The sequence below is a fragment of the Kingella bonacorsii genome, from assembly GCF_016623605.1.
In the GTDB taxonomy this organism is placed as follows: Bacteria; Pseudomonadota; Gammaproteobacteria; order Burkholderiales; family Neisseriaceae; genus Kingella_B; species Kingella_B oralis.
The window spans coordinates 832,307-859,065 of the sequence record NZ_JAEHNZ010000001.1; the positions used below are offsets into that span (position 1 = coordinate 832,307).

The window sequence follows — 26,759 nt, forward strand, 5'->3', positions numbered from 1 at the left end:
ATATTGTTTTCGGCGCGGTCCGGTTCTCCGGCTGCCTGAAAGCAGGCCGTGCCGCAGAAATTCCGTTCCGGATTTGGGTGCGGTGCAAAGCGGCAGCACCGCAAAACATAGAGAGAATATTGAAATATTTTCAAGCATTCGGAAAGCGCGGCACGAAAAAATGTACCCAAAACGGGTTTGCAAAAGTTTCGTTCCGGCACAATCGGATTATAGATTATAAAGGCTGCAAGGAATTTCAGGCAGCCTGAAAAACAAGGCAGGCGGGCAACGGGTGTCCGCCTGCTTTTATGGGAGAATTTTGCGGTTTCAGGCTGCCTGTCCGTTCCTGTTACGGAAGCACGCCTGCCGCCAACTGCGGATTCAGGGGAGCGGCAGGAGCTGCGGCAGCCGTATCGGACACGGCGGCGGCAGGTGCGCCGAAAGAAGCCATGGCCTGAACCATTGCAGCATAGTGCTGCTGTGCCATTCCCAGCATTCCGGCCGCTTCGTAAAGTTCCGGCGTGGTCAGCGTCTGCCCATCAGCAAAAGTCCAGTTTCTGACGGTGTCGGTGGAGGCAAAATGATCCATTATCCGCATAATGTCGCCGGTTCCGTTACGGATAATCAGCATATTGTCGCCTTCCCGTCCGAAGATCAGGTCATCGATTCGGGCATCTTCAAAAACCATGCTGTCCTGCCCGTCTGCATAAATCCTGTCCGAACCGAACTGGCCGGAGAACACGTAGGTATCCGCACCTTCGCCGCCTGCCAGAATATCGTCGCCTTCGCCGCCGTTCAAGGTGTCGTTGCCGCCGTAACCCAGCAGCACATCGTCCCCGTCCAAACCGTTCAACGTCTCGCCGGCTTGCGTGCCTTCAATCCTGTCGTCGCCGCTGCTGCCGTTTAAAACGGTATTTTGGGGCGAAACGGACAACAGCCATTCCTGCCGTGCCTTCAATCCGCCGCTGTCTGTGGCGGTTACGGTAAATTTCAGGCTGCCTGAAAAACCTGCGGGCGGCGTGCCGCTTAACGTGCGCGTGCTGCCGTCATATTGCAGCCATTCGGGCAGGGGCGAACCGTCTGCCAAAGCCAAACCGTATGCCAGCGAAGTATCTTCCCTGTCGGCAAACCAGTTTTCAGGCAGCGTGTAGCGGAACGGTTCTGCCGGACGGACGGTATAAGATTCGGCAGGCTGTAGGACAAACGGTGCGGTATTGGCGGCCGCTGCGTGTCTGCCGCGCACTCTGTCTGCAAAAGCGGAAAGCGGAATCATAGTTCCGTCCAAACTGCCTTCAAACAGAAACACGTTATTCCAGTCGGCAGAGGCTTTGCCGCTTTGGGCGGTGTGGTATCCCGCCAGATAAAGCACATCGCCTTCCACGCCGTTGCGGATGGCAATGCCTTCTTCATATTCTTCAAACAGAAGGCCTTCCAGAGAATCCAGCACAAGGGCGGTTGGGCCGTCTTGGTCGTTGACGGTCGTGATGCCGTCGCGGCGGCGGTAATAATAGACATCGTTGCCCGCACCGCCGTCCAAATAATCCTGCCCCGTTCCGCCGGACAAAGAATCGTTGCCGTTTCCGCCGTAAAGATAGTCGTCTCCGTCACCCCCGTTCAGAACATCGCTGTTGTCCCCGCCGTAAAGCGTATCGTTGCCGAATCCCCCAATCAGGGAATCCATGCCCTCGCCGCCGTCCAAAAAATCATTGCCCATGCCGCCGTCCAAATAGTCGTTGCCCGCACCGCCGTAAAGCGTGTCGTCGCCGACGATATCCGAAACTCTGTCGTCGGATACGCCCAAATCGCCCCACAAACGGTCGTTCCCCTCCCCGCCGTAAAGCGTATCGTTGCCGATGCCGCCGGCCAGCTGATCGTCGCCTTCTTCTCCGTAAAGAATATCGTTGTGCAGTTCGTCCACGGGAAGCTGCAAGTCCCCCGTTCCCATCGCATCAGTATCGCCAACCAATATATCGCTGCCCGTTCCGCCGTAAACGATATCGCTGCCCGCACCGCCGTGAAGCGTATCGTCGCCGTCATCACCGTAAAGCCGGTCGCTGCCGCCGTCGCCGATGACCAGGTCGTTTCCGCTGCCGCCGTGCAGGGTGTCTGCCCCTTGGTCGGCATAAGGGGTTTCGGTACTATCCCCGCGAATCTGATCATCGCCTTCGTCTCCGTAAATAAAATCGCTGCCGGCATCGCCGAACATATAGTCGTTGCCCGTGCCGCCATGAATTTCATCCCAGCCGTAACCGCCGGAAACAACATCGTCTCCCGCGCCGCCTTCGATATAGTCCCAACCGTTCAGTGCGGGATGGAGTTTCCCATCTTCGGCATCGCCGAATATCTGGTCGTTACCCTCTCCGCCGTAAAGAAAATCTCCCCCGCCCCCGCCTACAACAATGTCGTTTCCCACACCGCCGTAAATTTCGTCCGAACCGTGGTAAACGGCAGGCAGTAAGGCTTCTTCGTCGAAGCCGGGCACAAATCCGATATCGCCAACCAGCACATCGTTTCCTTCCCCGCCGTAAAGCACATCGCTGCCGCCGCCGCCCATAATCCGGTCGTCTCCCTCCCCGCCGTCAATCACGTCGCGGCCGTGCAGTTCTGCCTCGGTTTTAAGCGAGTCGCCGTAGATAAAGTCGTCGCCCGCGCCGCCGGATATCGTATCGTTTCCGCCCATGCCCCACACCATGTCGTCGCCCGTGCCGTAAACGATTTTGCCCTTCTCCATAACCGCACCGTCGGCTTCAATATAGTTGTCGGCATCGTCTCCGGTAATCCAGTCGCCGCCGTCGCCGCCGTAAATTTGGGCACCCTCCCTGCTTTCGCCTGTATTGGCTACCGCCGACACACCGTGGACCCGAAAATCCTTGCTGTCTTGCTCCCCAGTCCGGACAACCGCACCCCAGGTGCGCCCGGCAAATTCAAGTTTGCCCGTTTTCCCGCCCGTCTGTTTCCAGCGTTCGTCGGGCCTGCCGCGCTCTTGCCCGTCGGCAAGCCGGCTGTCGGCAAAAATAAAATCGCCGCCCGCGCCGCCTTTCAAAATATCCGGACCGCCGCCGCCCGCAATCAGGTCTCGCCCTTCGCCGCCTTCAATCAAGTCCCCGCCGGCACCGCCGCCCAGCGCATCGTCGCCCCTGCCGCCCTCAATATGGTAGTGGCCGCTGCCGCCCGACATATTAATCACATCGTCAAAACCCTCTTTTTCATAAACACCGTTTTCCAAACGCCCGTCGGGCAGATAACGGCCGCCCGATTCATAAGTGCCGTAGCGCGGGTCGTCCCTGCCCACATTGGTTTGGATTTCCGTGCCGATAAGGCGCGGCCGCCAGTCGCCTAAAATGCGCGTGTAGTGCGACTGCGAAGCAGGCTCGCTGCCCAAGTTCAGCCCCAGCATTCCGTTCTGCCAGTTGCGGATGCGGATGCCGAAAGCCTCTTTCAGCGAAAAATGGCTGATATACAAATCATTGCCCACCATGTAATAGGTGATGTTCCGCCCCGCGTCCACCCATCTGTTTTCCCCGTCTGCCTTGGATTCCCCAGTCAGGCGCATGCCGTTCCACACAATGCTGCCCGCGCCGTCTGCATCGATAATCGTGTTGCTGCTGCCCGCAGTGATAAAGTAAGTGTCTTCTCCCGCGCCGCCGGCCAGCACATTGTGCCCGCTCTCGCCCGAAAGCGTGTCGTTGCCCGCGCCGCCAATCAGCAAATCATCGCCGTTGCCGCCCGAAAACACATCGTTGCCGTCCGCGCCAACCATGATTTGCGATTTGTCCGCATCCAAGGCGGCGGCCGACGAAGCAATGCCGTTTGTGGCCAGCGTCCACTGCTGCCAGCCGCGCCAGCTTACAGGCTGCCCCGAAAGGCCGTTGGCGGCGAATATCTGTTTTATCCAGGCTTCGGTGTATTTGTCGGATTTGCGGTCTTTTACTAAGACTTTTCCTTCAGCATCCGTATTGGCTTCTTTCTGGCCGTCATAATTCTCACCCCATGCGGCGGTGTATTGCAGCACGCCGTTTGCGGTGTTTTTGAAAAACGGGGTTTCGTTATATTGATAGTCTTTGGCCTGGAAATAAAACCATTCCGCCATCTGTGCCACCAATGCCTGCCGAGCGGCCGGGTCGGCCAAGGGCGCAACCCTGTCCAAGGCTTCGGCAAATTTGTCCAGAATCGGCTTTTTCTCAATCAGTTTGCCTTAGGTGTCGGAAGGCCGCTTATCCACCCCGCCGATCTGCTGCTTGATCAGGCGGGCAAAGAAATCCGCACCCTCTTCTGTTTCCGTACTTTCCAAGGCATACATCTGTCGGTCGAACAGGATATCCAGCGCGTCCGGCATGGCTTGCAGGCTTTGGCGGAAGTGTTCGCTGTCCATCAGCCCCTGCAACAACACAATGGAATGCAGATCCACGGCTTTGTTAAAGGCAGTGGATGCCTTGGCCCACAAACCCTCCTGCTTGTCGCCGTACATCTCCCTTAACGTTGATTCCTGTTCCACGGCCTGCCGCACTGCCCGAAGGTAGCGTTCTTCGCTTGTCGAACCGACACCGAAACCTTGTATCAAATCCTTGCCTACGTCCAGTTCGTGCGCCTGCCCTTCGCCGATAATCGCGCCAAAATTGATGCCCAACATCCCCTTGCTGAGCAATGCCGCCACCGTGCCAATTTCCACCGCATAATCTCGGGTAAGCTGCAACACCTCGCCACGGACATGCCAACTGGACACGTTTTGTTCCCGTTGCTGAAACAATTGGCCTATTTTCACTATATTCTCGGCAAAATAACCGGACAAATTATTCACGTTCGGAATGAGGGGCGGTTTTTCCGTGGGCAGCACATAGCGGCGCAAAGCCTCATTTTCATAACCGTTGTGTGTCAGATAAAGATAGAGCATTGCCAGCGTTACGGGATTCAGTGCCGAAGCCTGAAACGGCGCGGGATCGAACACCACCGCCTTTTTGTCGAACAGCACCGCCATCACCGAAGCCAAACCGCCGCCCAGCGAATGCCCCGTAAAGCTGATTTCCGCATCGGGATGTTGCCGCATGGTTTCCAATACCAATTCGGCAGCCCGCGTAATTTGCGCGCTGCCAAACCCCGCGCCCGAAGGAATATTGGCGACAACAAAGTCTTTCAGCTGCTTTTCGTTTGTCCCCGTAAAGGAAATCACTATTTGGTTTCCGTTTTGATACACCCCTGCCGAAAAACCCGTCAACGGGTCATCGTCCTGCCAGCCCAATTCGGTAAAATCTTGAGGCAGCGTCATCTTGTTGCGGATGTCTTTGCGGTCGTATGTGCGGGAAGCCAGTTGGGCATAGGTTTTGGGATCAATGGCGGTCATTTTCAGTCTCCTAATCATATGAATCGATAAATTTTCGGAAAAATTCTAACCCGTGCGGGAACAGGGTTTTTTGACACAGGTTAATGTTTTGAATCAGTATCTCAGTTTTAAATTGATATATTCATATTGCGGGGCAACTACCGGCGAATCATACCCCCATATCTTGGACAGGGGCTTGTCGTCCAAAGAAACCGCTTCGGGCATTTTCCCCGCGCGGAAACGCGGCTCCAAATTGGCATCCCGAGCATGCAATGTGGGATCAATCTCCACCTGCCGCCACTGGCCGTCGATTGCCTTAAACTGGGCATAGAGCAGCTTGGGTTCCAGCTTTGTCCACCCCTCCGCATCCTGCGGGGTTACCACGATATACCAAACTCCGTCCTTGTCCCTGTCCAAAACCAGCGTGCGCCATTTTGCCGACCACAGGGGCGGCTTCCCCAGCCCCGGGGCGTTTATCACTTCCACCGTGCGGTTGGATACTTCGTATGCCGAAATCCCGCCCAATTCGGTATATGCCTCGCCCACCACGGTGCGCCGAACCCATATCCTTGTTCCGTCCGACAACAGTACTTCTTCTTTCCAAGAGGTTTCGGTGGGAACGGATTCCCCGCAACCCGACAATAGGGCGGCGGACAGCAGCATGGCGGTCAGAGTTGGGGAGGATTTCATTTCAGGTTTCCTTTCTGTCGGTTAGATTGGGTTTAATATTTTTCAGGCTGCCTTACGGACGCTTTCCCTTTTGGAAAAACATGCGTAAGGCAGCCTGAATCTGTATTTGCCGAAAAACCCGTCAACGGGTCATCGTCCTGCCAGCCCAATTCGGTAAAATCTTGAGGCAGCGTCATCTTGTTGCGGATGTCTTTGCGGTCGTATGTGCGGGAAGCCAGTTGGGCATAGGTTTTGGGATCAATGGCGGTCATTTTCAGTCTCCTAATCATATGAATCGATAAATTTTCGGAAAAATTCTAACCCGTGCGGGAACAGGGTTTTTTGACACAGGTTAATGTTTTGAATCAGTACCTCAAATCCAAATTAATGTATTTATACTGCGGGGCAACTACCGGCGAATCATACCCCCACAATTTGGACAGGGGCTTGTCGTCTAAAGAAACCGCTTCGGGCATTTTCCCCGCGCGGAAACGCGGCTCCAAATTGGCCGTTCGTGCATCCAGTTTGGGATCAATCTCCACCTGCCGCCACTGGCCGTCGATTGCCTTAAACTGGGCATAGAGCAGCTTGGGTTCCAGCTTTGTCCACCCCTCCGCATCCAGCGGGGTTACCACGATATACCAAACCCCGTCCTTGTCCCTGTCCAAAACCAGCAAACTCCATTTTGCCGACCACACGGGCGGTTTCCCTAGCCCCGGGGCGTTTATCACTTCCAATACTTCTTTTGATACCTGATATTCGCCATAACCGCCCAATTCGGTATATGCCTCGCCCACCACGGTGCGCCGAACCCATATCCTTGTTCCGTCCGACAACAGTACTTCTTCTTTCCATGTTGTTTCTTTCGGAACGGAATTGCCGCCAGACGAATAAACAAGATAGCCGACCATTAGAATTATACCCACAAAAATGATACGGAAAAAAAACCATATGATACGGACACAAAACCATATTGCCGATAAGGTGGAAAACAGAAAACCGTTTGCGGATTGGGCCGGTTTCGTTTTCCGTTCTTTTCTTTCGATTCGGATTCTTCTGCTTTCTGTTCTTTCCACTTTTTGGTTTCCTTGCTTGGTTAAAAAAATCAGTTCGGATAGCTTTCAGGCTGCCTTACGGTTGTTTTCCGCAGCGGGAACGCATCCGTAAGGCAGCCTGAAAAGCAAAATATCCGCCTGATTGCCGTTTTGGTAAACACCGGCGGAAAAACCGCTCTCCGGGTCGTCATCATACCATTCCAATTCGGTAACGCCTTCGGGCAGCGTCATTTTGTTGCGGATGTCTTCACGGTCATAAACACGGTTAGCTAATTGGGCGTAGATTTTTTCATTAAGTTTCATATTGATTTCCTTTATTTAAAGGTAAGTGTAAAAAATAGAATTTGCTATACAAGGTGTAGCTAGATTCTAACGTAAATCTAGATTTATATAACGATACTGTGCATCAACAACTGGAGAATCGTACCCCCATATCTTAGACAAGGGTTTATCATAAAGAGGGACACTTTCTGGCATTTTTCCTGCCCGAAATCTAGGTTCTAGATTGGCTGTTCGTGCATCCAAAGCTGGATCGATTTCTACCTGTTGCCATTTTCCATTTATTGCTTTGAATTGGGCATAGAGATATTTTGGACTAATATCATACCACTCTTTAATATTGACAGGAGTAACAACCACATACCATGTGCCGTCTTTATCACGATCGATAACTATATCAAGCCATTTGCTCTCCCATACGGGCGGCGGCGGAAGCCCCGCCGAATCAATCACCTCCAATCTATATGCGCTAACTCTGTATTCGCCCCTGCCCGGTCCGTTCATCATATCCTGATGCGCTTTGCCGACAACCGTTCGGCGTACCCAAATTCTTGTTCCATCTTGCAATTGCACTTCTTCTTTCCAAGTGGTTTCTTTAGCAATATCTGGCGTTTTGGGGAAGAATAAATTCATAACACGGATAACATAACTTGTACCCGAATTTTCCCCACATCCCGACAATAAGGCGGTGGAAAGCAAAAGAGCGGTTAGGGTTTTGCTTGGTTTCATTAAAACTTCCTTCCTTCCGGTTAGGATAGATTGGTAGGGTGGGCACTTGCTGCCCACGCGTTTTCAGGCTGCCTTAGGATTCGGAACGCGTGGGCAGCGAGTGCCCACCCTACCGTTATATAACTTTCAGGCTGCCTTACGGATGTTTTCCACAACGGGAACACAATCGTAAGGCAGCCTGAAAGAATTTTGCCAGCCGTTTTTTATGAGAAATCCGTTTAATCTCCTTAATCTGAACGGGTTCAAAACAGCCGCCTTAAACGGCGCAGGGTCAAACACCACCGCCTTTTTATCAAAAAGAATTGCCATAATGGAAGCCAAACCACCGCCGAGAGAATGCCCCGTAAACGAAATTTCCGCATCAGGATATTGGCGTATGGTTTCCAGCACCAATGAAACAGCCTGAATCATTTGCGGGCTGTTAAGACCCAAGCCCAACGGAACATTGGCAACGGCAAAATCTCCCGCCATTCCCAAAGAGTGATCTCCTATATTAGAACCAGTAAATGATATAATGATTTTATTGCCTTCCGCACGATAAACGCCTGCGGAAAAACCGGTTGAAGGATTATCATCCATCCATTTTAACTCGGTAATACCTTCTGGAAGTGTCATTTTATTCACAATTTCTTTACGGTCATAAACGCGATTAGCTAGTTGCGCGTAGATTTTTTCATTAAGTTTCATGTTGGTTTCCTTTATTTAAAGGTAAGTTAAGAAATAGAATCTACTATAAAGGTGTAGATGTATTCTAACGTAAATCTAAATTCACATATTTATATTGCGAGTTCACTTGTGGCGTATCATATCCCCATAGTTTAGATAGGGGTTTATCGTAAAGTGAAACACTTTCCGGCATTTTTCCTATTCGGATATATGGAGATAAGTTAGAGTTCCGTGCATCTAAATTTTTATCAATATCTACTTGATACCACCTTCCATTTTTAGATTTAAATTGAGCGTAACGATATTTTGGGCTAATATCATACCATCCTTTCGTATTGACGGGGGTAACAACCACATACCATGTACCTTCCTTATCACGGTCAATAATTATATGAAACCATTTGCTCTCCCATACGGGTGGCGGCGGAAGCCCCGCCGAATCAATCACCTCCAATCTATATGCACTAACTCTGTATTCGCCCCTGCCCGGTCCGTTCATCATATCCTGATGCGCTTTGCCGACAACCGTTCGGCGCACCCAAATTCTTGTTCCATCCTGCAACTGCACTTCTTCTTTCCAAGTGGTTTCTTTGGCAATATTTGGCGTTTTGGGGAAGAATAAATTCATAACGCGGATAACATAGCTTGTACCCGAATTTTCCCCGCAACCCGACAATAGGGCGGTGGAAAGCAAAAGAGCGGTTAAGGTTTTGCTTGGTTTCATTAAAACTTCCTTTCTTCCGGTTAGGATAGATTGGTAGGGTAGCCATTTATGCCCACGCGATTTCAGGCTGCCATATAACTTTCAGGCTGTCTTACGGATGTCTTCCACAATGGGAACGCATTCGTAAGGCAGCCTGAAAATCCGTATTTGCCGAAAAACCCGTCAACGGGTCATCGTCCTGCCAGCCCAATTCGGTAAAATCTTGAGGCAGCGTCATCTTGTTGCGGATGTCTTTGCGGTCGTATGTGCGGGAAGCCAGTTGGGCATAGGTTTTGGGATCAATGGCGGTCATTTTCAGTCTCCTAATCATATGAATCGATAAATTTTCGGAAAAATTCTAACCCGTGCGGGAACAGGGTTTTTTGACACAGGTTAATGTTTTGAATCAGTACCTCAAATCCAAATTAATGTATTTATACTGCGGCTCAATTACCGGTGAATCATACCCCCACAGCTTGGACAGGGGTTTGTCGTCCAAAAAAACCGCTTCGGGCATTTTCCCCGCGCGGAAACGCGGTTCCAAATTGGCCGTTCGTGCATCCAATTTGGGATCAATCTCCACCTGCCGCCACTGGCCGTCGATTGCCTTAAACTGGGCATAGAGCAGCTTGGGTTCCAGTTTTGTCCAGCCTTCCGCATCCTGCGGGGTTACCACGATATACCAAACCCCGTCCTTGTCCCTGTCCAAAACCAGCGTGCGCCATTTTGCCGACCACACGGGCGGCTTCCCCAGCCCCGGGGCGTTTATCACTTCCACCGTGCGGTTGGATACTTCGTATGCCGAAATCCCGCCCAATTCGGTATATGCCTCGCCCACCACGGTGCGCCGAACCCATATCCTTGTTCCGTCCGACAACAGTACTTCTTCTTTCCAAGAGGTTTCGGTGGGAACGGATTCCCCGCAACCCGACAATAGGGCGGCGGACAGCAGCATGGCGGTCAGAGTTGGGGAGGATTTCATTTCAGGTTTCCTTTCTGTCGGTTAGATTGGGTTTAATATTTTTCAGGCTGCCTTACGGACGCTTTCCCTTTTGGAAAAACATGCGTAAGGCAGCCTGAATCTGTATTTGCCGAAAAACCCGTCAACGGGTCATCGTCCTGCCAGCCCAATTCGGTAAAATCTTGAGGCAGCGTCATCTTGTTGCGGATGTCTTTGCGGTCGTATGTGCGGGAAGCCAGTTGGGCATAGGTTTTGGGATCAATGGCGGTCATTTTCAGTCTCCTAATCATATGAATCGATAAATTTTCGGAAAAATTCTAACCCGTGCGGGAACAGGGTTTTTTGACACAGGTTAATGTTTTGAATCAGTATCTCAGTTTTAAATTGATATATTCATATTGCGGGACAACTACCGGCGAATCATACCCCCATATCTTGGACAGGGGCTTGTCGTCCAAAGAAACCGCTTCGGGCATTTTCCCCGCGCGGAAACGCGGCTCCAAATTGGCATCCCGAGCATGCAATGTGGGATCAATCTCCACCTGCCGCCACTGGCCGTCGATTGCCTTAAACTGGGCATAGAGCAGCTTGGGTTCCAGCTTTGTCCACCCCTCCGCATCCAGCGGGGTTACCACGATATACCAAACTCCGTCCTTGTCCCTGTCCAAAACCAGCAAACTCCATTTTGCCGACCACACGGGCGGCTTCCCCAGCCCCGGGGCGTTTATCACTTCCAATACTTCTTTTGATACCTGATATTCGCCATAACCGCCCAATTCGGTATATGCCTCGCCCACCACGGTGCGCCGTACCCATATCTTTGTGCCGTCTTCCAACTGCACTTCCTCCCTCCAAGAGGTTTCGGTGGGAACGGATTCGCCGCAACCCGACAATAGCAAGCGTAGCCTGTGTAGGGTGTGTGGCTTTGCCACGCACGCCGTTCCCAACCTCAACCAACCGCGTGCGTGCCTGCGGCACACACCCTACGCATCACCAACCACAATCAACGCAGCAAGCGTAGGTTGGGTTTTGACCCAACAAAATTTGCCTTGCTGAAACCGTTGGGTTTAACAACTAACCTATTCCCTGAAAAAAACCGCCCGCTCCCCAATCGCGGACGGTTTTCTCATTTTTCGGGCTGCGCCCACATTAAAACCCACCCAAACAACCCAATAGGCAGCCTGAAACCCCTTCCGCCGTTTTCAGGCTGCCTTCAATCTTATACAATCCACCCCATCCGCAGCATCAAGGACACCATTATGAACTGGCGCATTCTCCCTATCGCTCTCACGCTCGCTGCCTGCACATACAGCGAAACCCCATTCGGACGCTATGCCGAAATAGACCTGCCGCTTCAATCGCAAACCACCATCCACAAAACCGTAACCGTCAACGCCCCCGCTGGCACAACCGTAAACATCAGCGAAACGCCTGTTTACACCATGCCGCCGCCCCCGCCGCCGCGCCGTTGCTATTACGATGAATACGAACGCCGCCGCGTGTGTTATCGCTAATAAGCCCCCAAGGCAGCCTGAAACCGCGTTTGCGCCCATCCCATTTTCAGGCTGCCTAACGCCTCCAAAAGCAGCCTGAAACGAAGTTCAGCGTAGCCAAAATCCCCGAAAGCCCCCTTATGCCCCACTCCCTATTCATCACCTGTCCGCGCGGTCTAGAACCCATCCTCGCGCAAGAGCTTGCCCAGCAAAACTGCGCCCAAATCGCCCCCACCGATGGCGGCGTATCCGCGCGTGGCAGCCTAGAACACGTTTACCGCATCAACCTTTATTCGCGCACCGCCAGCCGCGTGCTGTTGCAACTCGCCCAAGCCCCTTATCGCAACGAAGACGACCTATACCGCGCCACCAAAAACATCGCTTGGGAAAACTGGTTCGGTGTAGAAAAAACATTCAAAATCAAAGCCGAGGGCAAACGCGCCCGCGTCAAAAGCCTGGATTTCTGCGCCCTGAAAATCAAAGACGGGCTGTGCGACCGCTTCCGCAGCCAAACAGGCAGCCGCCCCAGCGTGGACAAAGCCCGCCCCGATGTTCGCATCCATTTGTTTTTAGACGACAAAACTGCCAGCATCTTTATTGACACCAGCGGCGAAGCCTTATTCAAACGTGGCTATCGCCAAGACACAGGCGAAGCTCCGTTGCGCGAAAACCTTGCCGCGGGCTTGCTGCTGCTGGCGGGCTACAACGGCACGCAGCCCATGCAAGACCCCTTCTGCGGCAGCGGCACCATCGCCATAGAAGCCGCGTGGATTGCACAAAATCGCGCAGCGGGCTTAATGCGCCGCTTTGGTTTTGAACAATTCAACAGCTTCGACAAAGCCCTGTGGACCAAACTCAAAGCCGCTGCCCGCGCCGATATAAGGCAGCCTGAAAACCCCATTGCCGCGTCTGATAACGACCGCCGCATGATTGCCGCCGCCCGCGCCAATGCAGCCAGCGCAGAAGTGGAAAATATTATCCAGTTCAACGTGTTAGACGCGCAAGACACCCGCCCAAACGGCGCAAACGGCATTCTTGTTGCCAACCCACCCTATGGCGTGCGCCTTGCCGAAATCCAAGCCCTGCACGCGCTTTATCCACAGCTCGGAAGCTGGCTCAAACAGCACTACGCGGGCTGGACAGCGGGCTTGTTGTCGGGCGATATGGAAATGCCCAAGCTCATGCGCCTGAAACCCAAGCGCAAAATCCCACTGTTCAACGGCAATTTGGACTGCCGCCTATTCTTGTTTGACATGGTTGCCGGCAGCAACCGCAAAGAATAATTTTGGCTTCGCCTAACCGCGTTTCAGGCTGCCTATCCCGCACACCCCACAGGCAGCCTGAAACCGAAGCCGAACACATCCCACAAAGGAACACCCCATGACCTTCCACCCCGACCAAATAGAACAAATCACCGACCGCCGCGAACGCCAAAAAGCCACCATCCAGCAATTCAACCAAGCCATGGAAGCACACGACTACGACACCGCCGCCGCCATCAGCGACTACGTTGTCGGCGAAGAAACCCGCCAACACGGCTTCGGCTGCGATTGGCAAATGCACTGCCTCAAATGGCTCACCCATTGGCGGCAACACCAATTTAGCGAAACCCCCAACAACAGCCCCGAAGAAGACCAAGCCTTCAACAAACTCATGGGCTGCCTGTGGCGGTTCAAATGGCTGGTGGGCGACCTACCGCGCGACCTCAACGCCACCCTGGACAGCATCCAAGAAGCCAACCAAGAAATGCAACAATGGTACGAACGCTACAAATTCAGCCCCGCCATGCTGCATAAATCCCTGATGGAACAAAACATCCTGCTGGGCAATGTGGATGCCGTGCGCGAACACTACCAGCAATGGCAAAACAACGAACACGACGGCATGAACGACTGCCCCGCCTGCGAGCAAAGCACCCAAATCCAATACCACCACTTTATCCGCGACTACAACCAAGTGCTGGAACTCGCCAAGCCCATTCTGGCGGGCGAACTCACCTGCGCCGAAGTCCCCCACAACTGCTATTACTACATCGTCCACAGCCTAATTCAGACAGGCAACACGGCACGCGCCCGCCACCTGCTGGACCACGCCATAGAGCATCTGGAAACCGAGCGGCAAGAATTCATCCAGCTCATCCCCCAGCTCATCCAGCTCTACTACCCGCTCAACGACCCCGACACCGCCGAAGAGCTTATCAACGAATACAACGACGACATCTTCGCCGCCAGCCAAACCGACATCCTCACCTATTGGCACTACCTGCTCGCCATCATCCCGCAAAACGACGAAGCCCTAGCCAACGCCCGCGAAATCGCCAAAGACATCGACCAACGCAACGGCAACAGCTACTACCAAACCCAGCTGGACTGGCTCTTCGGCGAAACCACCATCCACTAGGTTCAGCTGGGCTTAAAAGGCAGCCTGAAAACGGGTTTTCGCCGTTTCAGGCTGCCTATCCACTGAAAACCAATCCAAAGGCAGCCTGAAAACACATTCACCCGTTTCAGCAAAGCCCAAACCAAAGGCTTAAACAAAGTCAAAACGAACAAAGCAAACGCAGGCGCAACCCGTTTGCCCCATCCAAACCGCTGCATTTCAGGCTGCCCCAATCATACAACCAACCGCTTTCAGGCTGCCCATTCCCAAGGCAGCCTGAAACCCAGCCACCCAACGAAACCCCCAAACCATGCCCATCCAAGCCATCCTCTTCGACCTAGACGGCACCCTCGCCGACACCGCCCCCAGCCTCGGCAACGCCCTCAACAGCCTGCTGCAAAAACACGGGCTCCCCCCCAAACCCCAAGCCCAAATCCGCCCCCACGCCAGCCACGGCTCAGCCGCCCTCATCCGACTGGGCACAGGCATCACTCCCGAACACCCCGATTTTCCCCAATGGCGCGCCGACTACCTCGCCGAATACGAACAATGCTTCGACCGCGACACCGCGCTCTTCCCCGAAATCAACCCTCTGCTCGCCCGACTCGCCACACAAAACATCGCATGGGGCATCATCACCAACAAACCCCAAGCCTTTACCAACCGCCTTGTCCCCAAACTCGGCTTCGCCATCCCGCCCGCCGCCGTCGTCAGCGGCGACACCTGCCCCGAAGCCAAACCCAGCCCCCTGCCCATGCGCCACGCCTGCGCCGCCCTGCAAGTGCAGCCTGAAAACTGCATCTATGTAGGCGATGCCGAACGCGACATCCAAGCAGGGCGCAATGCAGGCATGCAAACCATCCTCGCCGCATGGGGCTACATCGCCCCCGGCGACACCCCCGAAACATGGGGCTACCACGCATCCGCCGCCAACCCCCTGCAAATTCTTGATATACTCCGCACCTTTCAGGCAGCCTGAAACACCCTTCGGCTCGCCATCTTTTTAATCAACCTAACCACAGGAAAAATCATGAAAAAAATCGCACTCACCCTTATCACCGCCACCCTACTCACCGCCTGCGCGGACAGCGGCACAGCAGGCGTAGGCGGCTTGCTTGGCGGCGGCGCAGGCACATCTAGCGCAGCAGGCATCGGCAAATCCGCCGTGCAAATGTATGTGCAAAACCGCTGCGTAAACGAACTACAAGCCCGCACCGAATGGCGCACCATCGCCCTCGCCATGAGCCAAGCCAAACAAACCGAATGGGAAAACAAAATCTGCGGCTGCGCCAGCGAAGAAGCCCCCAACCAAATCACCGCCGCCCAGCTGCCCGAACTGCTCACCGAAAGCGGACGCGTTAAAGTGGCCGCCGAAGTAACCGCCAAAACCGTAACCGCGTGCTACAAACGCCTGTTTAACAAATAACCCAAAGGCAGCCTGAAAACCAAAACACACTTTCAGGCTGCCTTAATCCTATCCCGCATCCCCCAAGGCAGTCTGAAACCAAGTTCAACACCGCTCAAATCCACGCCGCGCCAAACAGCCAAAAGGAAGCCCCATGAACAGCCAAGCCCAAGCCCTCGCCCTATTCGCCGCCCTACTGCTCGCCGCCCCATTCGCCCAAGCCGACAACCCCTACGACGAATCCGCCCTCTACAACGAAACCTACACCCAAAGCCTCAACGTCGGCAGCGAAGCCATCGACTGCCTCAAAGCCCGCAAAAGCGACTGCGGGCAAAAAGCATGGGAAAGCAGCCTGGACAGCATCAGCAAAGTCATCGACACCCCCGGCGGACAACGTGCGCTGGAACAGCTCCTGCCGCAGCTGGATTCCACCGGCATCATCAACAAACAAAACAGCCGCGCCATCGTAAACATCCTGCGCGAGCAGCTGCCCGCCGCCAAAAAGAACGGCAAAGCAATCGGCAGCAAAATAGAAGACCTCGGCAACCGCGCCGGCCAACAGCTCACCCAACCCCTGCCCGACAACGAGCGCACCAACTGCATGAACAAAGGCGACAGCATGCTGTCGGGCGCGCTGCGCTGCGGCGCAAACGCCATGATTGATAATTTGCAGAAATAGGCAGCCTGAAAACCAACAATCCGCAATTCAGGCTGCTCCCTTTATCACCCCAACCGAAAGCCTAACATGAACTACATCAGCACCCGCGGCAACACCCCCGCCAAAACATTCAGCCAAGCCCTGCTTATGGGGCTCGCCCCCGACGGCGGCTTAATGCTCCCCGAGCACTATCCCCAAATCACCGCCGAGCAACTCACCCACTGGCGCACCCTCAGCTACGCCGAACTCGCCTTTGAAGTCATCCGCCTGTTCGCCACCGACATCCCCGAAAACGACCTGCGCGGCATCATCAACCGCACCTACACCCGCGAAACATTCGGCAGCGCAGAAATCACCCCCGTGCGCACGCTCAAAGACGGCATCAAAATCCAAGCCCTATCCAACGGCCCCACGCTCGCCTTCAAAGACATGGCGATGCAATTCTTGGGCAACGCCTTTGAATACGTTTTAGCCAAAGAAAACAAAACCCTAAACATTCTCGGCGCAACCAGCGGCGACACAGGCTCCGCCGCCGAATACGCCCTGCGCGGTAAACGCGGCATCAACGTGTTCATGCTCTCGCCCGATGGCAAAATGTCCAACTTCCAGCGCGCCCAAATGTATAGCCTGCAAGACGAAAACATCATCAACATCGCCGTGCGCGGTATGTTTGACGACTGCCAAGACATCGTCAAAGCCGTGCAAAACGATGCCGAATTCAAACAACGCTACCGCATCAGCACCGTAAACAGCATCAACTGGGGGCGCATTGTTGCCCAAGTGGTGTACTACATTGCAGGCTATTTGCGCGCCAGCGAAAGCAACGAGCAGCGCGTCAGCTTCTGCGTGCCCAGCGGCAACTTTGGCAACATCTGCGCGGGGCACATCGCCAAACAAATGGGCTTGCCGATTGACCGCCTGATTGTCGCCACCAATGAAAACAACGTGTTAGACGAATTTTTCCGCACAGGACAATACCGCCCACGCGATGCCGCGCACACCTATGTAACATCCAGCCCGTCTATGGATATTTCCAAAGCCAGCAACTTTGAACGCTTTGTTTTTGACTTGGTGGGGCGCGATGCCAACCAAGTGCAAAGCCTGTGGGCAAACGTTGCGCAAGGCAACGGCTTCAATCTGCAAGACAAATTAGACATCATCCGCCAAAAATACGGCTTCGTTTCAGGCAGCAGCACCCACGCCGACCGCCTGGCCACCATAAAATCCGTGTACGGAACCGACGGCGAACTCATTGACCCACACACCGCCGATGGCATCAAAGTTGCCCGCCAACTGCGCGAATCAGGCGAAACCATTGTTTGCCTAGAAACCGCACTTGCCGCCAAATTTGACGCCACCATCCACGAAGCCGTGGGCAGCGTTGCCATTCCCCGCCCCGCCAAACTCGCAGGCTTGGAAGATTTGCCCCAGCGCGTGCAAGTGATTGACAGCGATGCCGATACGGTCAAATCCATCATTCGCAACAAGGTCGGCGGCGCATAAGGTAGCCTGCGAAGCGTAGCGGCGTTGCGAAGCTAAAACGGGGAAACGCGCCCTGATTGTTGTATTCCCTAAATAGCAAAACGGCTGAAATGTGATGCGCTTTCAGCCGTTTGCTTGTTTTGCGGATGAGCAAAGGCGGTTGGGCAATCGCCTGAGGCAGCCTGAAACTTTTGCAAAATCCATAACCGATGGAGCAGCGGTGGCTTGCCGACATTTTTCCAAACAGCAAAGTTCTGTTAAATGTGCCATTTACGGCGACAAGCCGCCACCGTTGCACTGTAAGTTTCAGGCTGCCTCAGCGCTTTTGCAAAGGTCTCAACCTGAAACCATCCCGCCAACCCATTTTCAGGCTGCCTTCCCCCCTTAGGCAGCCTGAAACCCGAAAGCACAACCATGAACAACTATCGCGGAGAACTCTGGCTCATACTCGTAACCCTACTGGCCGCCAGCGGCTGGTTTGTTTCCAAAGCCGCGCTGCAAGAACTGCCCGCCGCAGGCTTTATCGGCGCGCGCATGGTTGGCGCCGCCCTGCTGTTTTTGCCGTTTGCGCTGCCGCAGCTTCGCCAATGGACGGCGGGACAATTTGCCCGCGCGGCGGCGGTGGGCGCGGCGTTTTCGGGCAACATTTTTTTCTGGATTCAAGGCGTGGCGCACAGCACCCATTTTGGCGAAGGCGCGTTGCTGCTCAGTTCCTCCATGCTGCTTGCGCCGCTGTTGTCGTGGCTGCTGTTTCGCCATCGCCCCTCGCCGATGCTGTGGCTGTCGCTCGCCCTTTCAGGCTGCGGCCTGTATTTGCTGAACGCGGGCAAATCACCGTTGCAAATGTCGCTGGGCAGCGGCTTGTTTGCGCTTTCCGCGCTGATGAGTGCGCTGTTTTTTGTGCTGAACAACCAGTTTTCCAAAGGCATGAACGTGCTGCCGCTCACCACCGTGCAACTCGCCTGTGCGGGCATTGTGTGCAGCGGCTATTCGCTGGCGTTTGAAACGTGGCAGTTCCCGCTTTCTGCCGCCAGTTGGATGTGGCTCATCATCGGCATTGTGGTGATTACCAACACGCGCTTTTTGCTGCAAACACACGCGCAAAAAATCTGCCCGATTGGCAACGCGGCGATGATTATGGTGTTGGAACCCGTGTGGACGCTGCTGTTTAGCGTGTTGCTTTTGGGCGAACAATTGTCGTGGGAAAAAGCGACGGGCGGCGCGCTGATTATCGCGGCGCTGCTGCTGTATCGCCTGCCGTTGCGCCAATGGCACCAGCGCAAGGATTGACATGCTTCTTACTAGTGTTATACCATAACGTTTTATCTACCAAGGAGTGTGGCATGAAACAAGGCATTCATCCGAAAAACTATCGCACCGTGCTGTTTTACGACAGCAGCGTCAACGAGGGCTGGCTTATCCGCTCGTGCGCGCCCACCAACAAAACTATGCAATGGACAGACGGCAAGGAATATCCCGTGTTTATGCTGGATACCTCATCGGCATCGCACCCGGTTTACACGGGCAAGCAGCGCGAGCACAACAAAGAGGGGCGCGCCAGCCAATTCAACCAACGCTATGCGGGCATGATGTCTGCGCTGAAAAAGGAGAAATAAGATGCAGGTGCTGTCATCGCTCAAAGCGGCGAAAAACCGCCACCGTGATTGCCAAATCGTGCGCCGCAAGGGCAAGGTGTATGTGATTTGCAAAAGCAATCCGCGATTTAAGGCGCGGCAACGGTAAACGCTGTTTTCAGGCTGCCTTTGATGATTAAGGCAGCCTGAAATCTTGTAGGGGAAACAGGTTTGATGGATTCGGAACTGATTGTGCGGATTGAACGACTACCCGATTTCAACAACACGAAAGCCGCGCAAGAAACCGCCCGCTCATCTTGCCCAATCAACCAAGCCAACATAAAAGGCAGCCTGAAAACAAGCATTTGCTCGTTTTCAGGCTGCCTTTGCCAACTCATGAATCACCAACGTCAAATCAACTGCTCGCCCCAATGCAGTTTCTGCCGCAGGGTTTTGTAATACTGGTAGCTGCTCGGGTGCAGCACGCGCAGTTCGTTGTGATAGCGGTGAATGATGATTTCATCCATGTTTTGGATGTCCACAAACGATTGTCCGTCGTAATGCACGCGCGCGTCGCCCGCTTTGGTAATCAAAATGCGGATTTCGTTGGCATCGCCGATCACAATCGGGCGGTTGGTCATCGATTGCGGGCAAATCGGTACCAGCGTGAGCGCGCGGATGGCAGTTTGCAAAATCGGGCCGCCCGCCGCCAGCGAATAGGCGGTTGAACCCGTGGGCGTGGAAACGATTAAGCCGTCGCTGCGCTGGGTACAAACAAACTGGTTGTTGATAAACACTTCAAATTCAATAATCTGCCCCGCGCCGCCGCGCGAAATCACCACATCATTGAGCGCGATGCCGTGATAAATCGCTTCGCCGCCGCGCTGCGCGCTGGTTTCCAGCAAAATGCAGTCGTCCGCTAAATAATCGCCCGCCAGCATTTTGCTGAGTTCTTCCACCATGTTTTCGCGCGAAACTTGGGTTAAAAAGCCCAGATGCCCTTGGTTCACGCCAATCAGCGGCACGCGGTAGGGCGCGGCTTTGCGGGCGGCGGATAGGAAGGTGCCGTCGCCGCCGAGCACCAAAATCAGGTCGCAGTCTTGCCCGATGTTGTCGCTCACGGCGCAAAATTGCAGGTCGCGCTCGCTCACCAAGCCGTTGTCGGCACAGGGCTTGTCGATGACGATGGCGAGCCGCTGCGCGTGCAAAAAGGCAATCAGGTCGTGGATAACGGGGGCGATGTCGGGGGTGTTGGGGCGGGTGAGGATGCCGATGCGGTGGAATTTGCTGGGGATCATGGTGTAAAGGTTTTTTGGGAGGATAAGGCAGCCTGAAAACAGGGTGGCGTGCTGATGAAACGGGCTGCGCTTGTTTTGGCTTCGCCGAAACTCACTTCGTGCGTTTTCAGGCTGCCTTTGGGGTTGGGCAAAGGATTTAAACAGGAGGCAGCCTGAAATCCAAAAGCCTGAAATCCAAAATGGAACGGCGGCGGCTCGCTGCCAACCGGTTTATTCAACAGAGTATGACTGTTTTGCCAAGATGTCGGCGAGCCGCCGACGCTCCATCCGTTGCGCGTTATACAAAGGATTCAACAAAAGGCAGCCTGAAATGGCTGGCAAGCCATCCGTTTCTGTTTTCAGGCTGCCTCAAATAAACGGACTCGCCTTCACCAAACACGCGATATGCGCCTTCGCGCTTTTGGCAAGGCTGGTTAATTTGTAGCCGCCTTCCAACACCGAAACGATGCGCCCTTGGCTGTGGCGGTTGGCAATCAGCATGATTTTTTTGGTAATCCATTCGTAATCGGCTTCGGTTAGGTTCAGATGCCCCAAATCGTCGTTGCGGTGGGCATCAAAGCCTGCGGCAAAAAATATCATCTGCGGGCGAAAGCTGGCAAGGCGCGGCAACCATTGGGCGCGCACCACATCGCGAAACTCGTTGCTGCCATCGCCCGCTTTGAGCGGCGAGTTAATCACATTCGGGTTGCTGCCCTTAAACGGCACGCCGCTAAACGGATACAGCGGATGCTCAAACGACGACAACAGCATCACGCGCGGGTCGTCGCGGAAAATGTCTTCCGTGCCATCGCCGTGGTGCAAATCAAAATCCACAATCGCCACGCGCTGCAAGCGGTATTCAGCGATGGCGTGCATGGCAGCCACGGCAACATTGTTGATAAAACAAAAACCTGCGGCTTTATCGGCATGGGCGTGATGGCCGGGCGGGCGGATGGCGCAAAAGGCGTTTTTGGCTTGCTTTTTCATCACCATGTCCACCGCTTTGATGGCTGCGCCAGCGGCATGGCGGGCGGCGGCAAGCGTGTCGCGGCTTAAATAAGTGTCTTCTTCAATTTTCACCGTGCCATTGCTGGGGATTTGGTTTTCCAGGCTGTTCAAATACTTGCGGGTGTGCACGCGCGATAGCTGGATGTCGGTTACTTCGGGCGCTTCGATTTTTTGCAGCAAATGCCACAAGCCCGATTTGCGCAACACGCGCTCAATCGCTTCCAGCCGCTTCGGGCTTTCGGGATGCTCGCCGCTCACAAAATGCGTGCGGCAAGCGGGCGAAAATATCCACGCGGTGCGCCCCTTAATCGCCAGCAAGCGCAGCAATTTGGCGCGCACAAAGCGATATTGCCGCAGCACCAGCGCCACGGGAAAAACCAGCTTGCCAGGCAAACAGCTTTTCAGGCTGCCCGCAACGCGCCGCAAGCGAATCCGCGCCCAACGGATGACTTTGCGGGCAAGGCGTTTCAGGCTGCCCAAACAGGCTTTGCCGCGTGAAACCAAGCGCATAGGATTAGGCACGATAGCGTTCGATTTCAATGCCCACTTCGCGCACATCGGGCAGCACGCCCGCCTTGCTCACGCGCAAACGCAGCTGCGGTGTGGGATAGTGTTCAAACACAAGCTGGGCAACGAATTCGGCAAGGCTTTCCAGCAGCTTAAAATCGCAATCGGCAAGCTCTTGGCGGATAAGCTGGCACATCTCGCCATAATGGATGGTGTGCTCAATGTTGTCGTCTTGGTGGCTGTTTTCGGGCAAAACCACATCCAAATCCAAGATAAGCGTTTGTTTATGCTGGCGCTCCCAGTCGTACACGCCAATGAGCGTGTCGGCTTTCATGCCGTGTAAGAAAATTTTGTCCATTTACTTAAAGTTCCGTTAAAATATGCGCGGTTTTTGTTATTGTAAACGAAAGGCGCGGTGTTTGTATGTTCTTATTCGCATTGATGATTGCGGTAGTGGCTTATTTAATCGGCTCTGTTTCCACCGCCGTTTTGGTTTCCAAAAAAATGGACTTGCCCGACCCCAAAACCTACGGCTCGGGCAACCCCGGCGCCACCAACGTGCTGCGCAGCGGTAACAAAAAAGCAGCCGCCTACACCCTGCTGGGCGATGCGTTTAAAGGCTTGCTGGCGATTGGCTTGGCGCGTTGCTTAACCACTTGGCTGGGACTGCCCGATTACACCGTGGGCTTGGCGGCGATTGGCGTGGTGCTGGGGCATATGTATCCCATTTTCTTCGGCTTTAAAGGCGGCAAAGGCGTGGCAACGGGCTTTGGCGTGATTTTGGCGATGTCGTTTTGGACGGCGTTTTGGGTGGCACTGATTTGGGCGACGATTGCGTTCAAGTTTAAAAAATCTTCGCTCGCCGCTTTGATTGCCGCCGCGTGTGCGCCGTTTACCGCGTTTATCGTGATACAGCACCCCTATCATCCAAGCTGGGGCTGGTCGCTGGTAGTGGTGGGCGCGCTGGTCATCGTCCGCCACCGCGACAACATCAAACGCATGCAGGCGGGCAACGAACCCGATGTGGGCAACACCGCCGCCCCTGCGCAGCCCGCCAACCCTGTTGCGCCCGTGGCGGAACAAGCGCCTAAAACCGAACCCCAAAAAGTAGAACAAGTCGTTGTGCTGCAAAAAAACGCGCGACAATCGTAAACCGATTTTCAGGCTGCCTGAAAGCATTGTTTAGGCAGCCTGAAATCTATTTCGGCAGCCTGAAAACACAGGCCGGGCATCCGCCCGTTCAATGACACACAACTCTCGATAACCATAAGCAGTCTATAAAAAATGCAAAGCAAAACGCTCTCCCAATGGCTCGCCCATTTAGAAACCGCCCATCCCACCACCATCGACATGGGTTTGACCCGCGTAACCCAAGTAAAAAACGCGATGGACCTTGCCCCCTCCTGCCCCGTAATCACCGTGGGCGGCACCAACGGCAAAGGCTCAACCTGCGCCTTTTTGTCGCACATCTATGCCGCAGCGGGCTACAAAGTCGGCACGCTCACCAGCCCGCACCTGCTGCGCTTTAACGAACGCATCGCCATCAACAGCCAGCCCGTGAGCGACGAAGACATCGTTGCCGCATTTGAGCGCATTGAAGCCGCGCGCGGCGACGTGTCGCTCACCTATTTTGAATTCAACACCTTAGCCGCGGTGGATATTTTCAGGCTACATCAAGTGGACGTGATGATTTTGGAAGTCGGCTTGGGCGGGCGGCTGGATGCCGTCAATGCTTTTGATGCCGATTGCGCCATTGTTACCAGCGTGGATTTGGAGCACCAAGCCTATCTGGGCGACACCGTGGAGCAAATCGCCAAAGAAAAAGCGGGCATTTTCCGCGCAGGCAAACCCGCCATCTTCGGGCAAGACCCCGCGCCGCATTCGTTGGGGCAACACGCCAAAAACATCGGCGCAAAACTGTTGCAACTCAATCACCAATTTTCCTATCTCGCGCGCATTGATAGCTGGCAATGGCAAGCCAACAACGGCAGCCTGAAAATCGATTTGCCGCTGCCTGCCTTGCAAGGCGCGTTCCAGCTCAACAACGCCGCTTGCGCCGTCGCCGCCGTGCAAATCATGCGCCAGCAGTTGCCCGTGAGCAACGAAGCGTTGGCTCAAGGCATCGCCCAAGCGCAAAACACCGCGCGTTTTCAAATCATCCAAAGGCAGCCTGAAATCATTTTAGACGTGGCGCACAACCCGCACGCCGCCCGCGCCCTTGCCAGCAGCCTCAACGCCCTGCCCGCCAAACGCACGATTGCCGTGTTCAGCATCCTTGCCGATAAAGACAGCGATGCCGTTATCAACACCCTGCAAGGCAGCATCGACGAATGGTATATCGCCCCGCTAGACCTGCCGCGCGGCATGACGCTCACCGCGCTCACCACCAAGCTGAAAAAACATGACATCCAGCCCATCCATCCCTACAATACCATTCAGGCTGCCTACACCGCCGCCTTATCGCAAGTTACGGAAAATGATAGAATAATTGTATTCGGCTCGTTCCACACCGTAGCCGAAGTTTTAGGCAGCTTGCCCGCCCAAGCCGCCGCCGCATCATCAGAAAGACCCGTCAACATGAATCCAGAACCCCAAAACCAACCCGAACCGCAAAACCAAGACGTTTTAGACGAATACGAGCACCTGAAAAACAAAAACCGCCGCCGCCTAATCGGCGCAGGCGCGATTACCGTACTAGCGGGGGGCTTGTTTGTTGCCGTCGCCAGCAACGGACCCAAAGACAACATTGAACCCAAAATGGCGCAACCGCAGCAGCAGCAAAAAGTAACCACCGAAGTGTTGCGCCCCAGCGGCGTTGCCCCGCAAACCGCTTCCACTGTGCCCACTTTAACCGCCGCCGAAGCCAGCCGCCCTATTACGTCCAGCTCGCCCAGCACGCGCGTGAAGCCTGTGCCACCGTTGGCGCAAGACAACACCAGCGCGAAACCGCGCAGCCAAACGCCTGCCGCCGATACCGCGCCCACGCTTGCCGATGCCGACAGCCAAGCCAGCCTTGAAGAGCAACGCCGTTTGCGCCGCGAAGAACAACGCAAAGCCCGCGAGCAACGCCGCTTAGAGCAACAACAAGCGCGCGAAGAAGCCGCCCGCAAACGTGCCGAAGCCCGCCAAGAACGCGCCGAAGCCCGCGCCCGCGCCGAGCAAGAACGCATCGCCAAAGCCCGCGCCGACGAAGCCCGCCGCAAACAAGCGCAAGAAGTGGTTGCCAAAGCCGAAGCCGAACGCGCCGCCAAACAAAAAGCCGCGTTGGAACGCGCCGCCGAGCAAAAAGCCGCTGCCGATGAAGCCCGCCGCGCCGAACGCGCCAAACTGTTGGCACAGCAAAAAGCTGCTGCCGAACGTGCCGCACAAGCCAAAGCCGCGCCGAAAAAAGCCGACGACAAAGCCGCCAACAAAACCGTGCCCAAACAGCCAGAGAAAGCCGTAGCCAGCAAAGACAACAGAGAAAAACGCGCCAGCGTGCAAGTGGGCGCCTACCGCGACATCGCCGCCGCCAAAGCCGCGCAGCAAAAAATGAAAGGGCTGAACTATTCTTCGTCTATTGAAGAAATCAACACCGATAAAGGCAAGGTTTATCGCGTGAAAACAGGCTCGTTCCCCAATAAATCGGAAGCCGAAATCGCCGCCGGCAAATTGAAAGCGCGCGGCTTGGGCGGCATCGTGCTGGAACAAAAATAGCCACCTAACCGCAAAGCATCGCCATGACCACTTTTGACCTCTTCGCATTCGGCACCATCCTCTTCTGCATCGTGCTTTCTGCCATGCGCGGGCTGATGGGCGAAGTGTTTTCGTTTGTGGGCTGGCTGGTGGCATTGGCAATTGCGCGTTTTTTGGCGGTGGATGTGTCCAATTTTATGTTTTCCTCCATGCAGCCGCGCGAGTTGGCGGTAGTGTGCGCGTTTGTGGCGACTTATGTTGCCGCGCGTTTGGCATTGGCGTTTACGCACCAAGTGTTTGATTTGGTGATTAAAAAAGCGCATTTATCCACACTCAACCGCATTGGCGGCGCGGCGTTAGGCAGCCTGAAAGGCGTGTTGGTGGTGAGCATCACGGTGTTGCTGTGCGCGTTTAGCGATTTGCCCAAAAGCAGCGAATGGCGCGATGCCATCAGCGCGCCGTTTTTTGAAAGCATCGCGCTGATGGGCACGCCCTATCTGCCCGAATTCCTAGCCAAACAGGTCAATTTTGACCACACGGATACCGCGCTCCCCTTGGGAGCATTGCCCAAAGCAGGAAACGGCGGGGCAAACGGGGCAGCGGGCAACGGTGCAAATGGCGCGAACGTAAATGGCGCGGGCAACGGCGTAAACAGCACAAAAACCCATCGCGCCCATGCAGCCGAATCAAACGCGGACGGCAAAGGCAGCCTGAAAAAGGATAAAAGCAACAAAAACCATGATGCAGACAGCCTGGAAAACCCCAAAGACGGCGCGAAAAAACGTGCCAGCAAAAATAAATCCAACGCAAAGCAATCCCCTTAGGGCTATCGGCATTTGGCGCATCGGCAAGGTGCGCGGGATGCGGGTAGTCCTTAAATTTTGGGCGACGGTAGAGTAGGCAGCCTGAAACGGCGCGAAAGCATCACGGCAGGCATGGGAAT

General features: G+C 54.6%; 30 protein-coding genes and 2 pseudogenes. 14 read left to right on the forward strand and 18 right to left on the reverse strand.

The genetic code is table 11. The annotated features are described in order from the left end of the window. Nucleotides 1-328: 328 nt before the first annotated feature. From JDW22_RS04365 to JDW22_RS04425, 13 genes are all read right to left on the reverse strand, one after another. Nucleotides 329-4,108, reverse strand: a complete 3,780-nt coding sequence (locus JDW22_RS04365) for a putative Ig domain-containing protein (RefSeq protein WP_207748803.1) — start codon at nt 4,106-4,108, stop codon at nt 329-331. Between the two features lie 66 nt (nt 4,109-4,174). Further along, nucleotides 4,175-5,317: a lipase family protein gene (locus tag JDW22_RS04370; RefSeq protein ID WP_200521858.1), complete on the reverse strand. Its 1,143-nt coding sequence runs from the start codon at nt 5,315-5,317 to the stop codon at nt 4,175-4,177. 93 nt (nt 5,318-5,410) lie between these two features. Then, complete coding sequence (locus JDW22_RS04375; RefSeq protein ID WP_200521859.1) at nt 5,411-5,986, reverse strand: hypothetical protein; 576 nt, start codon at nt 5,984-5,986, stop codon at nt 5,411-5,413. A 32-nt stretch (nt 5,987-6,018) separates the two neighbouring features. Further along, complete coding sequence (locus JDW22_RS04380) at nt 6,019-6,237, reverse strand: hypothetical protein (protein ID WP_200521860.1); 219 nt, start codon at nt 6,235-6,237, stop codon at nt 6,019-6,021. Nucleotides 6,238-6,330: 93 nt separating this feature from the next. After that, nucleotides 6,331-6,891 (reverse strand): hypothetical protein, encoded by a 561-nt coding sequence (locus JDW22_RS04385; protein ID WP_200521861.1) that lies wholly within the window; start codon nt 6,889-6,891, stop codon nt 6,331-6,333. Nucleotides 6,892-7,086: 195 nt separating this feature from the next. Then, nucleotides 7,087-7,323, reverse strand: coding sequence for a hypothetical protein (locus JDW22_RS04390; RefSeq protein ID WP_200521862.1), 237 nt, complete (start codon nt 7,321-7,323; stop codon nt 7,087-7,089). A 66-nt stretch (nt 7,324-7,389) separates the two neighbouring features. Next, nucleotides 7,390-8,028 carry a hypothetical protein gene (locus JDW22_RS04395; protein WP_200521863.1) on the reverse strand — a complete coding sequence of 213 codons (639 nt, stop codon included), beginning with the start codon at nt 8,026-8,028 and terminating at the stop codon, nt 7,390-7,392. Between the two features lie 126 nt (nt 8,029-8,154). Continuing rightward, nucleotides 8,155-8,715 carry a YqiA/YcfP family alpha/beta fold hydrolase gene (locus tag JDW22_RS04400; RefSeq protein WP_200521864.1) on the reverse strand — a complete coding sequence of 187 codons (561 nt, stop codon included), beginning with the start codon at nt 8,713-8,715 and terminating at the stop codon, nt 8,155-8,157. 64 nt (nt 8,716-8,779) lie between these two features. Next, complete coding sequence (locus JDW22_RS04405; protein WP_200521865.1) at nt 8,780-9,418, reverse strand: hypothetical protein; 639 nt, start codon at nt 9,416-9,418, stop codon at nt 8,780-8,782. Between the two features lie 91 nt (nt 9,419-9,509). Next, entirely contained in the window at nt 9,510-9,710 is a 201-nt protein-coding gene (locus JDW22_RS04410) for a hypothetical protein (RefSeq protein ID WP_200521866.1), read from the reverse strand. 93 nt (nt 9,711-9,803) lie between these two features. Beyond that, complete coding sequence (locus JDW22_RS04415; protein ID WP_200521867.1) at nt 9,804-10,379, reverse strand: hypothetical protein; 576 nt, start codon at nt 10,377-10,379, stop codon at nt 9,804-9,806. Between the two features lie 32 nt (nt 10,380-10,411). Next, entirely contained in the window at nt 10,412-10,630 is a 219-nt protein-coding gene (locus tag JDW22_RS04420; RefSeq protein WP_200521860.1) for a hypothetical protein, read from the reverse strand. A 93-nt stretch (nt 10,631-10,723) separates the two neighbouring features. Beyond that, on the reverse strand, nt 10,724-11,290 hold the full coding sequence (locus JDW22_RS04425) for a hypothetical protein (protein WP_200521868.1): 567 nt from the start codon (nt 11,288-11,290) through the stop codon (nt 10,724-10,726). 327 nt (nt 11,291-11,617) lie between these two features. On the opposite strand from JDW22_RS04425, the gene JDW22_RS04430 reads away from it, so the two are divergent. The 10 genes from JDW22_RS04430 to ykgO all read left to right on the forward strand — a co-directional run bounded on the left by JDW22_RS04430 (nt 11,618) and on the right by ykgO (nt 19,518). Beyond that, entirely contained in the window at nt 11,618-11,872 is a 255-nt protein-coding gene (locus JDW22_RS04430) for a spore coat-associated protein camelysin (RefSeq protein WP_200522001.1), read from the forward strand. Nucleotides 11,873-11,991: 119 nt separating this feature from the next. After that, entirely contained in the window at nt 11,992-13,134 is a 1,143-nt protein-coding gene (locus JDW22_RS04435; protein ID WP_200521869.1) for a THUMP domain-containing class I SAM-dependent RNA methyltransferase, read from the forward strand. A gap of 97 nt (nt 13,135-13,231) precedes the next feature. Next, nucleotides 13,232-14,251, forward strand: a complete 1,020-nt coding sequence (locus JDW22_RS04440) for a hypothetical protein (protein WP_200521870.1) — start codon at nt 13,232-13,234, stop codon at nt 14,249-14,251. 289 nt (nt 14,252-14,540) lie between these two features. After that, nucleotides 14,541-15,209 carry an HAD family hydrolase gene (locus JDW22_RS04445; protein ID WP_200521871.1) on the forward strand — a complete coding sequence of 223 codons (669 nt, stop codon included), beginning with the start codon at nt 14,541-14,543 and terminating at the stop codon, nt 15,207-15,209. A 51-nt stretch (nt 15,210-15,260) separates the two neighbouring features. Continuing rightward, nucleotides 15,261-15,656, forward strand: a complete 396-nt coding sequence (locus JDW22_RS04450; RefSeq protein ID WP_200521872.1) for a hypothetical protein — start codon at nt 15,261-15,263, stop codon at nt 15,654-15,656. 133 nt (nt 15,657-15,789) lie between these two features. Further along, nucleotides 15,790-16,314 (forward strand): hypothetical protein, encoded by a 525-nt coding sequence (locus tag JDW22_RS04455; RefSeq protein ID WP_200521873.1) that lies wholly within the window; start codon nt 15,790-15,792, stop codon nt 16,312-16,314. Between the two features lie 66 nt (nt 16,315-16,380). Further along, the gene (gene thrC / locus JDW22_RS04460; protein WP_200521874.1) at nt 16,381-17,796 is read left to right on the forward strand and encodes a threonine synthase; all 1,416 of its coding nucleotides are present in this window, start codon (nt 16,381-16,383) and stop codon (nt 17,794-17,796) included. 393 nt (nt 17,797-18,189) lie between these two features. After that, nucleotides 18,190-19,065 carry a DMT family transporter gene (locus JDW22_RS04465; RefSeq protein ID WP_200521875.1) on the forward strand — a complete coding sequence of 292 codons (876 nt, stop codon included), beginning with the start codon at nt 18,190-18,192 and terminating at the stop codon, nt 19,063-19,065. A gap of 53 nt (nt 19,066-19,118) precedes the next feature. Beyond that, a complete protein-coding gene (locus JDW22_RS04470) occupies nt 19,119-19,391 on the forward strand; it encodes a type B 50S ribosomal protein L31 (protein WP_200521876.1) in 273 nt (90 codons plus the stop codon). A 1-nt stretch (nt 19,392) separates the two neighbouring features. Next, entirely contained in the window at nt 19,393-19,518 is a 126-nt protein-coding gene (ykgO, locus tag JDW22_RS04475) for a type B 50S ribosomal protein L36 (RefSeq protein WP_003794208.1), read from the forward strand. Here the strand turns inward: ykgO and JDW22_RS04480 are convergent. The 5 genes from JDW22_RS04480 to folB all read right to left on the reverse strand — a co-directional run bounded on the left by JDW22_RS04480 (nt 19,499) and on the right by folB (nt 22,499). Next, the gene (locus JDW22_RS04480) at nt 19,499-19,747 is read right to left on the reverse strand and encodes a hypothetical protein (RefSeq protein WP_200521877.1); all 249 of its coding nucleotides are present in this window, start codon (nt 19,745-19,747) and stop codon (nt 19,499-19,501) included. The genes ykgO and JDW22_RS04480 overlap by 20 nt on opposite strands. A gap of 12 nt (nt 19,748-19,759) precedes the next feature. Beyond that, on the reverse strand, nt 19,760-20,644 hold the full coding sequence (locus tag JDW22_RS04485) for an NAD(+)/NADH kinase (protein ID WP_040558331.1): 885 nt from the start codon (nt 20,642-20,644) through the stop codon (nt 19,760-19,762). Next, nucleotides 20,644-20,865 (reverse strand): hypothetical protein, encoded by a 222-nt coding sequence (locus JDW22_RS04490; protein WP_003794203.1) that lies wholly within the window; start codon nt 20,863-20,865, stop codon nt 20,644-20,646. Before JDW22_RS04490 ends, JDW22_RS04485 begins: the two co-directional genes overlap by 1 nt. Before the next feature lie 130 nt (nt 20,866-20,995). Further along, entirely contained in the window at nt 20,996-22,156 is a 1,161-nt protein-coding gene (locus JDW22_RS04495; RefSeq protein WP_329610702.1) for a histone deacetylase family protein, read from the reverse strand. Beyond that, nucleotides 22,149-22,499 (reverse strand): dihydroneopterin aldolase, encoded by a 351-nt coding sequence (gene folB, locus JDW22_RS04500; RefSeq protein WP_200521878.1) that lies wholly within the window; start codon nt 22,497-22,499, stop codon nt 22,149-22,151. Before folB ends, JDW22_RS04495 begins: the two co-directional genes overlap by 8 nt. A 65-nt stretch (nt 22,500-22,564) precedes the next feature. Between folB and plsY the strand changes: the two are divergent. From plsY to JDW22_RS04515, 4 genes and pseudogenes are all read left to right on the forward strand, one after another. Then, a pseudogene (gene plsY / locus JDW22_RS04505) lies at nt 22,565-23,170 on the forward strand (glycerol-3-phosphate 1-O-acyltransferase PlsY); the annotation flags it as partial. A 255-nt stretch (nt 23,171-23,425) separates the two neighbouring features. Further along, nucleotides 23,426-24,676: pseudogene (gene folC, locus JDW22_RS13640) on the forward strand (bifunctional tetrahydrofolate synthase/dihydrofolate synthase); the annotation flags it as partial. Nucleotides 24,677-24,898: 222 nt separating this feature from the next. Next, nucleotides 24,899-25,837: an SPOR domain-containing protein gene (locus JDW22_RS13645; protein WP_235964882.1), complete on the forward strand. Its 939-nt coding sequence runs from the start codon at nt 24,899-24,901 to the stop codon at nt 25,835-25,837. A gap of 23 nt (nt 25,838-25,860) precedes the next feature. Continuing rightward, entirely contained in the window at nt 25,861-26,640 is a 780-nt protein-coding gene (locus JDW22_RS04515) for a CvpA family protein (protein WP_207748804.1), read from the forward strand. Nucleotides 26,641-26,759 lie beyond the last annotated feature (119 nt).

What these genes read in the sequence shown, in the direction of transcription:
- JDW22_RS04370 (WP_200521858.1), bottom strand. Translation starts at nt 5,317, where the DNA reads ATGACCGCCATTGATCCCAAAACCTATGCCCAACTGGCTTCCCGCACA.
- JDW22_RS04375 (WP_200521859.1), bottom strand. Translation starts at nt 5,986, where the DNA reads ATGAAATCCTCCCCAACTCTGACCGCCATGCTGCTGTCCGCCGCCCTA.
- JDW22_RS04380 (WP_200521860.1), bottom strand. Translation starts at nt 6,237, where the DNA reads ATGACCGCCATTGATCCCAAAACCTATGCCCAACTGGCTTCCCGCACA.
- JDW22_RS04390 (WP_200521862.1), bottom strand. Translation starts at nt 7,323, where the DNA reads ATGAAACTTAATGAAAAAATCTACGCCCAATTAGCTAACCGTGTTTAT.
- JDW22_RS04395 (WP_200521863.1), bottom strand. Translation starts at nt 8,028, where the DNA reads ATGAAACCAAGCAAAACCCTAACCGCTCTTTTGCTTTCCACCGCCTTA.
- JDW22_RS04400 (WP_200521864.1), bottom strand. Translation starts at nt 8,715, where the DNA reads ATGAAACTTAATGAAAAAATCTACGCGCAACTAGCTAATCGCGTTTAT.
- JDW22_RS04405 (WP_200521865.1), bottom strand. Translation starts at nt 9,418, where the DNA reads ATGAAACCAAGCAAAACCTTAACCGCTCTTTTGCTTTCCACCGCCCTA.
- JDW22_RS04410 (WP_200521866.1), bottom strand. Translation starts at nt 9,710, where the DNA reads ATGACCGCCATTGATCCCAAAACCTATGCCCAACTGGCTTCCCGCACA.
- JDW22_RS04415 (WP_200521867.1), bottom strand. Translation starts at nt 10,379, where the DNA reads ATGAAATCCTCCCCAACTCTGACCGCCATGCTGCTGTCCGCCGCCCTA.
- JDW22_RS04420 (WP_200521860.1), bottom strand. Translation starts at nt 10,630, where the DNA reads ATGACCGCCATTGATCCCAAAACCTATGCCCAACTGGCTTCCCGCACA.
- JDW22_RS04430 (WP_200522001.1), top strand. Translation starts at nt 11,618, where the DNA reads ATGAACTGGCGCATTCTCCCTATCGCTCTCACGCTCGCTGCCTGCACA.
- JDW22_RS04435 (WP_200521869.1), top strand. Translation starts at nt 11,992, where the DNA reads ATGCCCCACTCCCTATTCATCACCTGTCCGCGCGGTCTAGAACCCATC.
- JDW22_RS04440 (WP_200521870.1), top strand. Translation starts at nt 13,232, where the DNA reads ATGACCTTCCACCCCGACCAAATAGAACAAATCACCGACCGCCGCGAA.
- JDW22_RS04445 (WP_200521871.1), top strand. Translation starts at nt 14,541, where the DNA reads ATGCCCATCCAAGCCATCCTCTTCGACCTAGACGGCACCCTCGCCGAC.
- JDW22_RS04450 (WP_200521872.1), top strand. Translation starts at nt 15,261, where the DNA reads ATGAAAAAAATCGCACTCACCCTTATCACCGCCACCCTACTCACCGCC.
- JDW22_RS04455 (WP_200521873.1), top strand. Translation starts at nt 15,790, where the DNA reads ATGAACAGCCAAGCCCAAGCCCTCGCCCTATTCGCCGCCCTACTGCTC.
- thrC (WP_200521874.1), top strand. Translation starts at nt 16,381, where the DNA reads ATGAACTACATCAGCACCCGCGGCAACACCCCCGCCAAAACATTCAGC.
- JDW22_RS04465 (WP_200521875.1), top strand. Translation starts at nt 18,190, where the DNA reads ATGAACAACTATCGCGGAGAACTCTGGCTCATACTCGTAACCCTACTG.
- JDW22_RS04470 (WP_200521876.1), top strand. Translation starts at nt 19,119, where the DNA reads ATGAAACAAGGCATTCATCCGAAAAACTATCGCACCGTGCTGTTTTAC.
- ykgO (WP_003794208.1), top strand. Translation starts at nt 19,393, where the DNA reads ATGCAGGTGCTGTCATCGCTCAAAGCGGCGAAAAACCGCCACCGTGAT.
- JDW22_RS04480 (WP_200521877.1), bottom strand. Translation starts at nt 19,747, where the DNA reads ATGAGTTGGCAAAGGCAGCCTGAAAACGAGCAAATGCTTGTTTTCAGG.
- folB (WP_200521878.1), bottom strand. Translation starts at nt 22,499, where the DNA reads ATGGACAAAATTTTCTTACACGGCATGAAAGCCGACACGCTCATTGGC.
- JDW22_RS13645 (WP_235964882.1), top strand. Translation starts at nt 24,899, where the DNA reads ATGGCGCAACCGCAGCAGCAGCAAAAAGTAACCACCGAAGTGTTGCGC.
- JDW22_RS04515 (WP_207748804.1), top strand. Translation starts at nt 25,861, where the DNA reads ATGACCACTTTTGACCTCTTCGCATTCGGCACCATCCTCTTCTGCATC.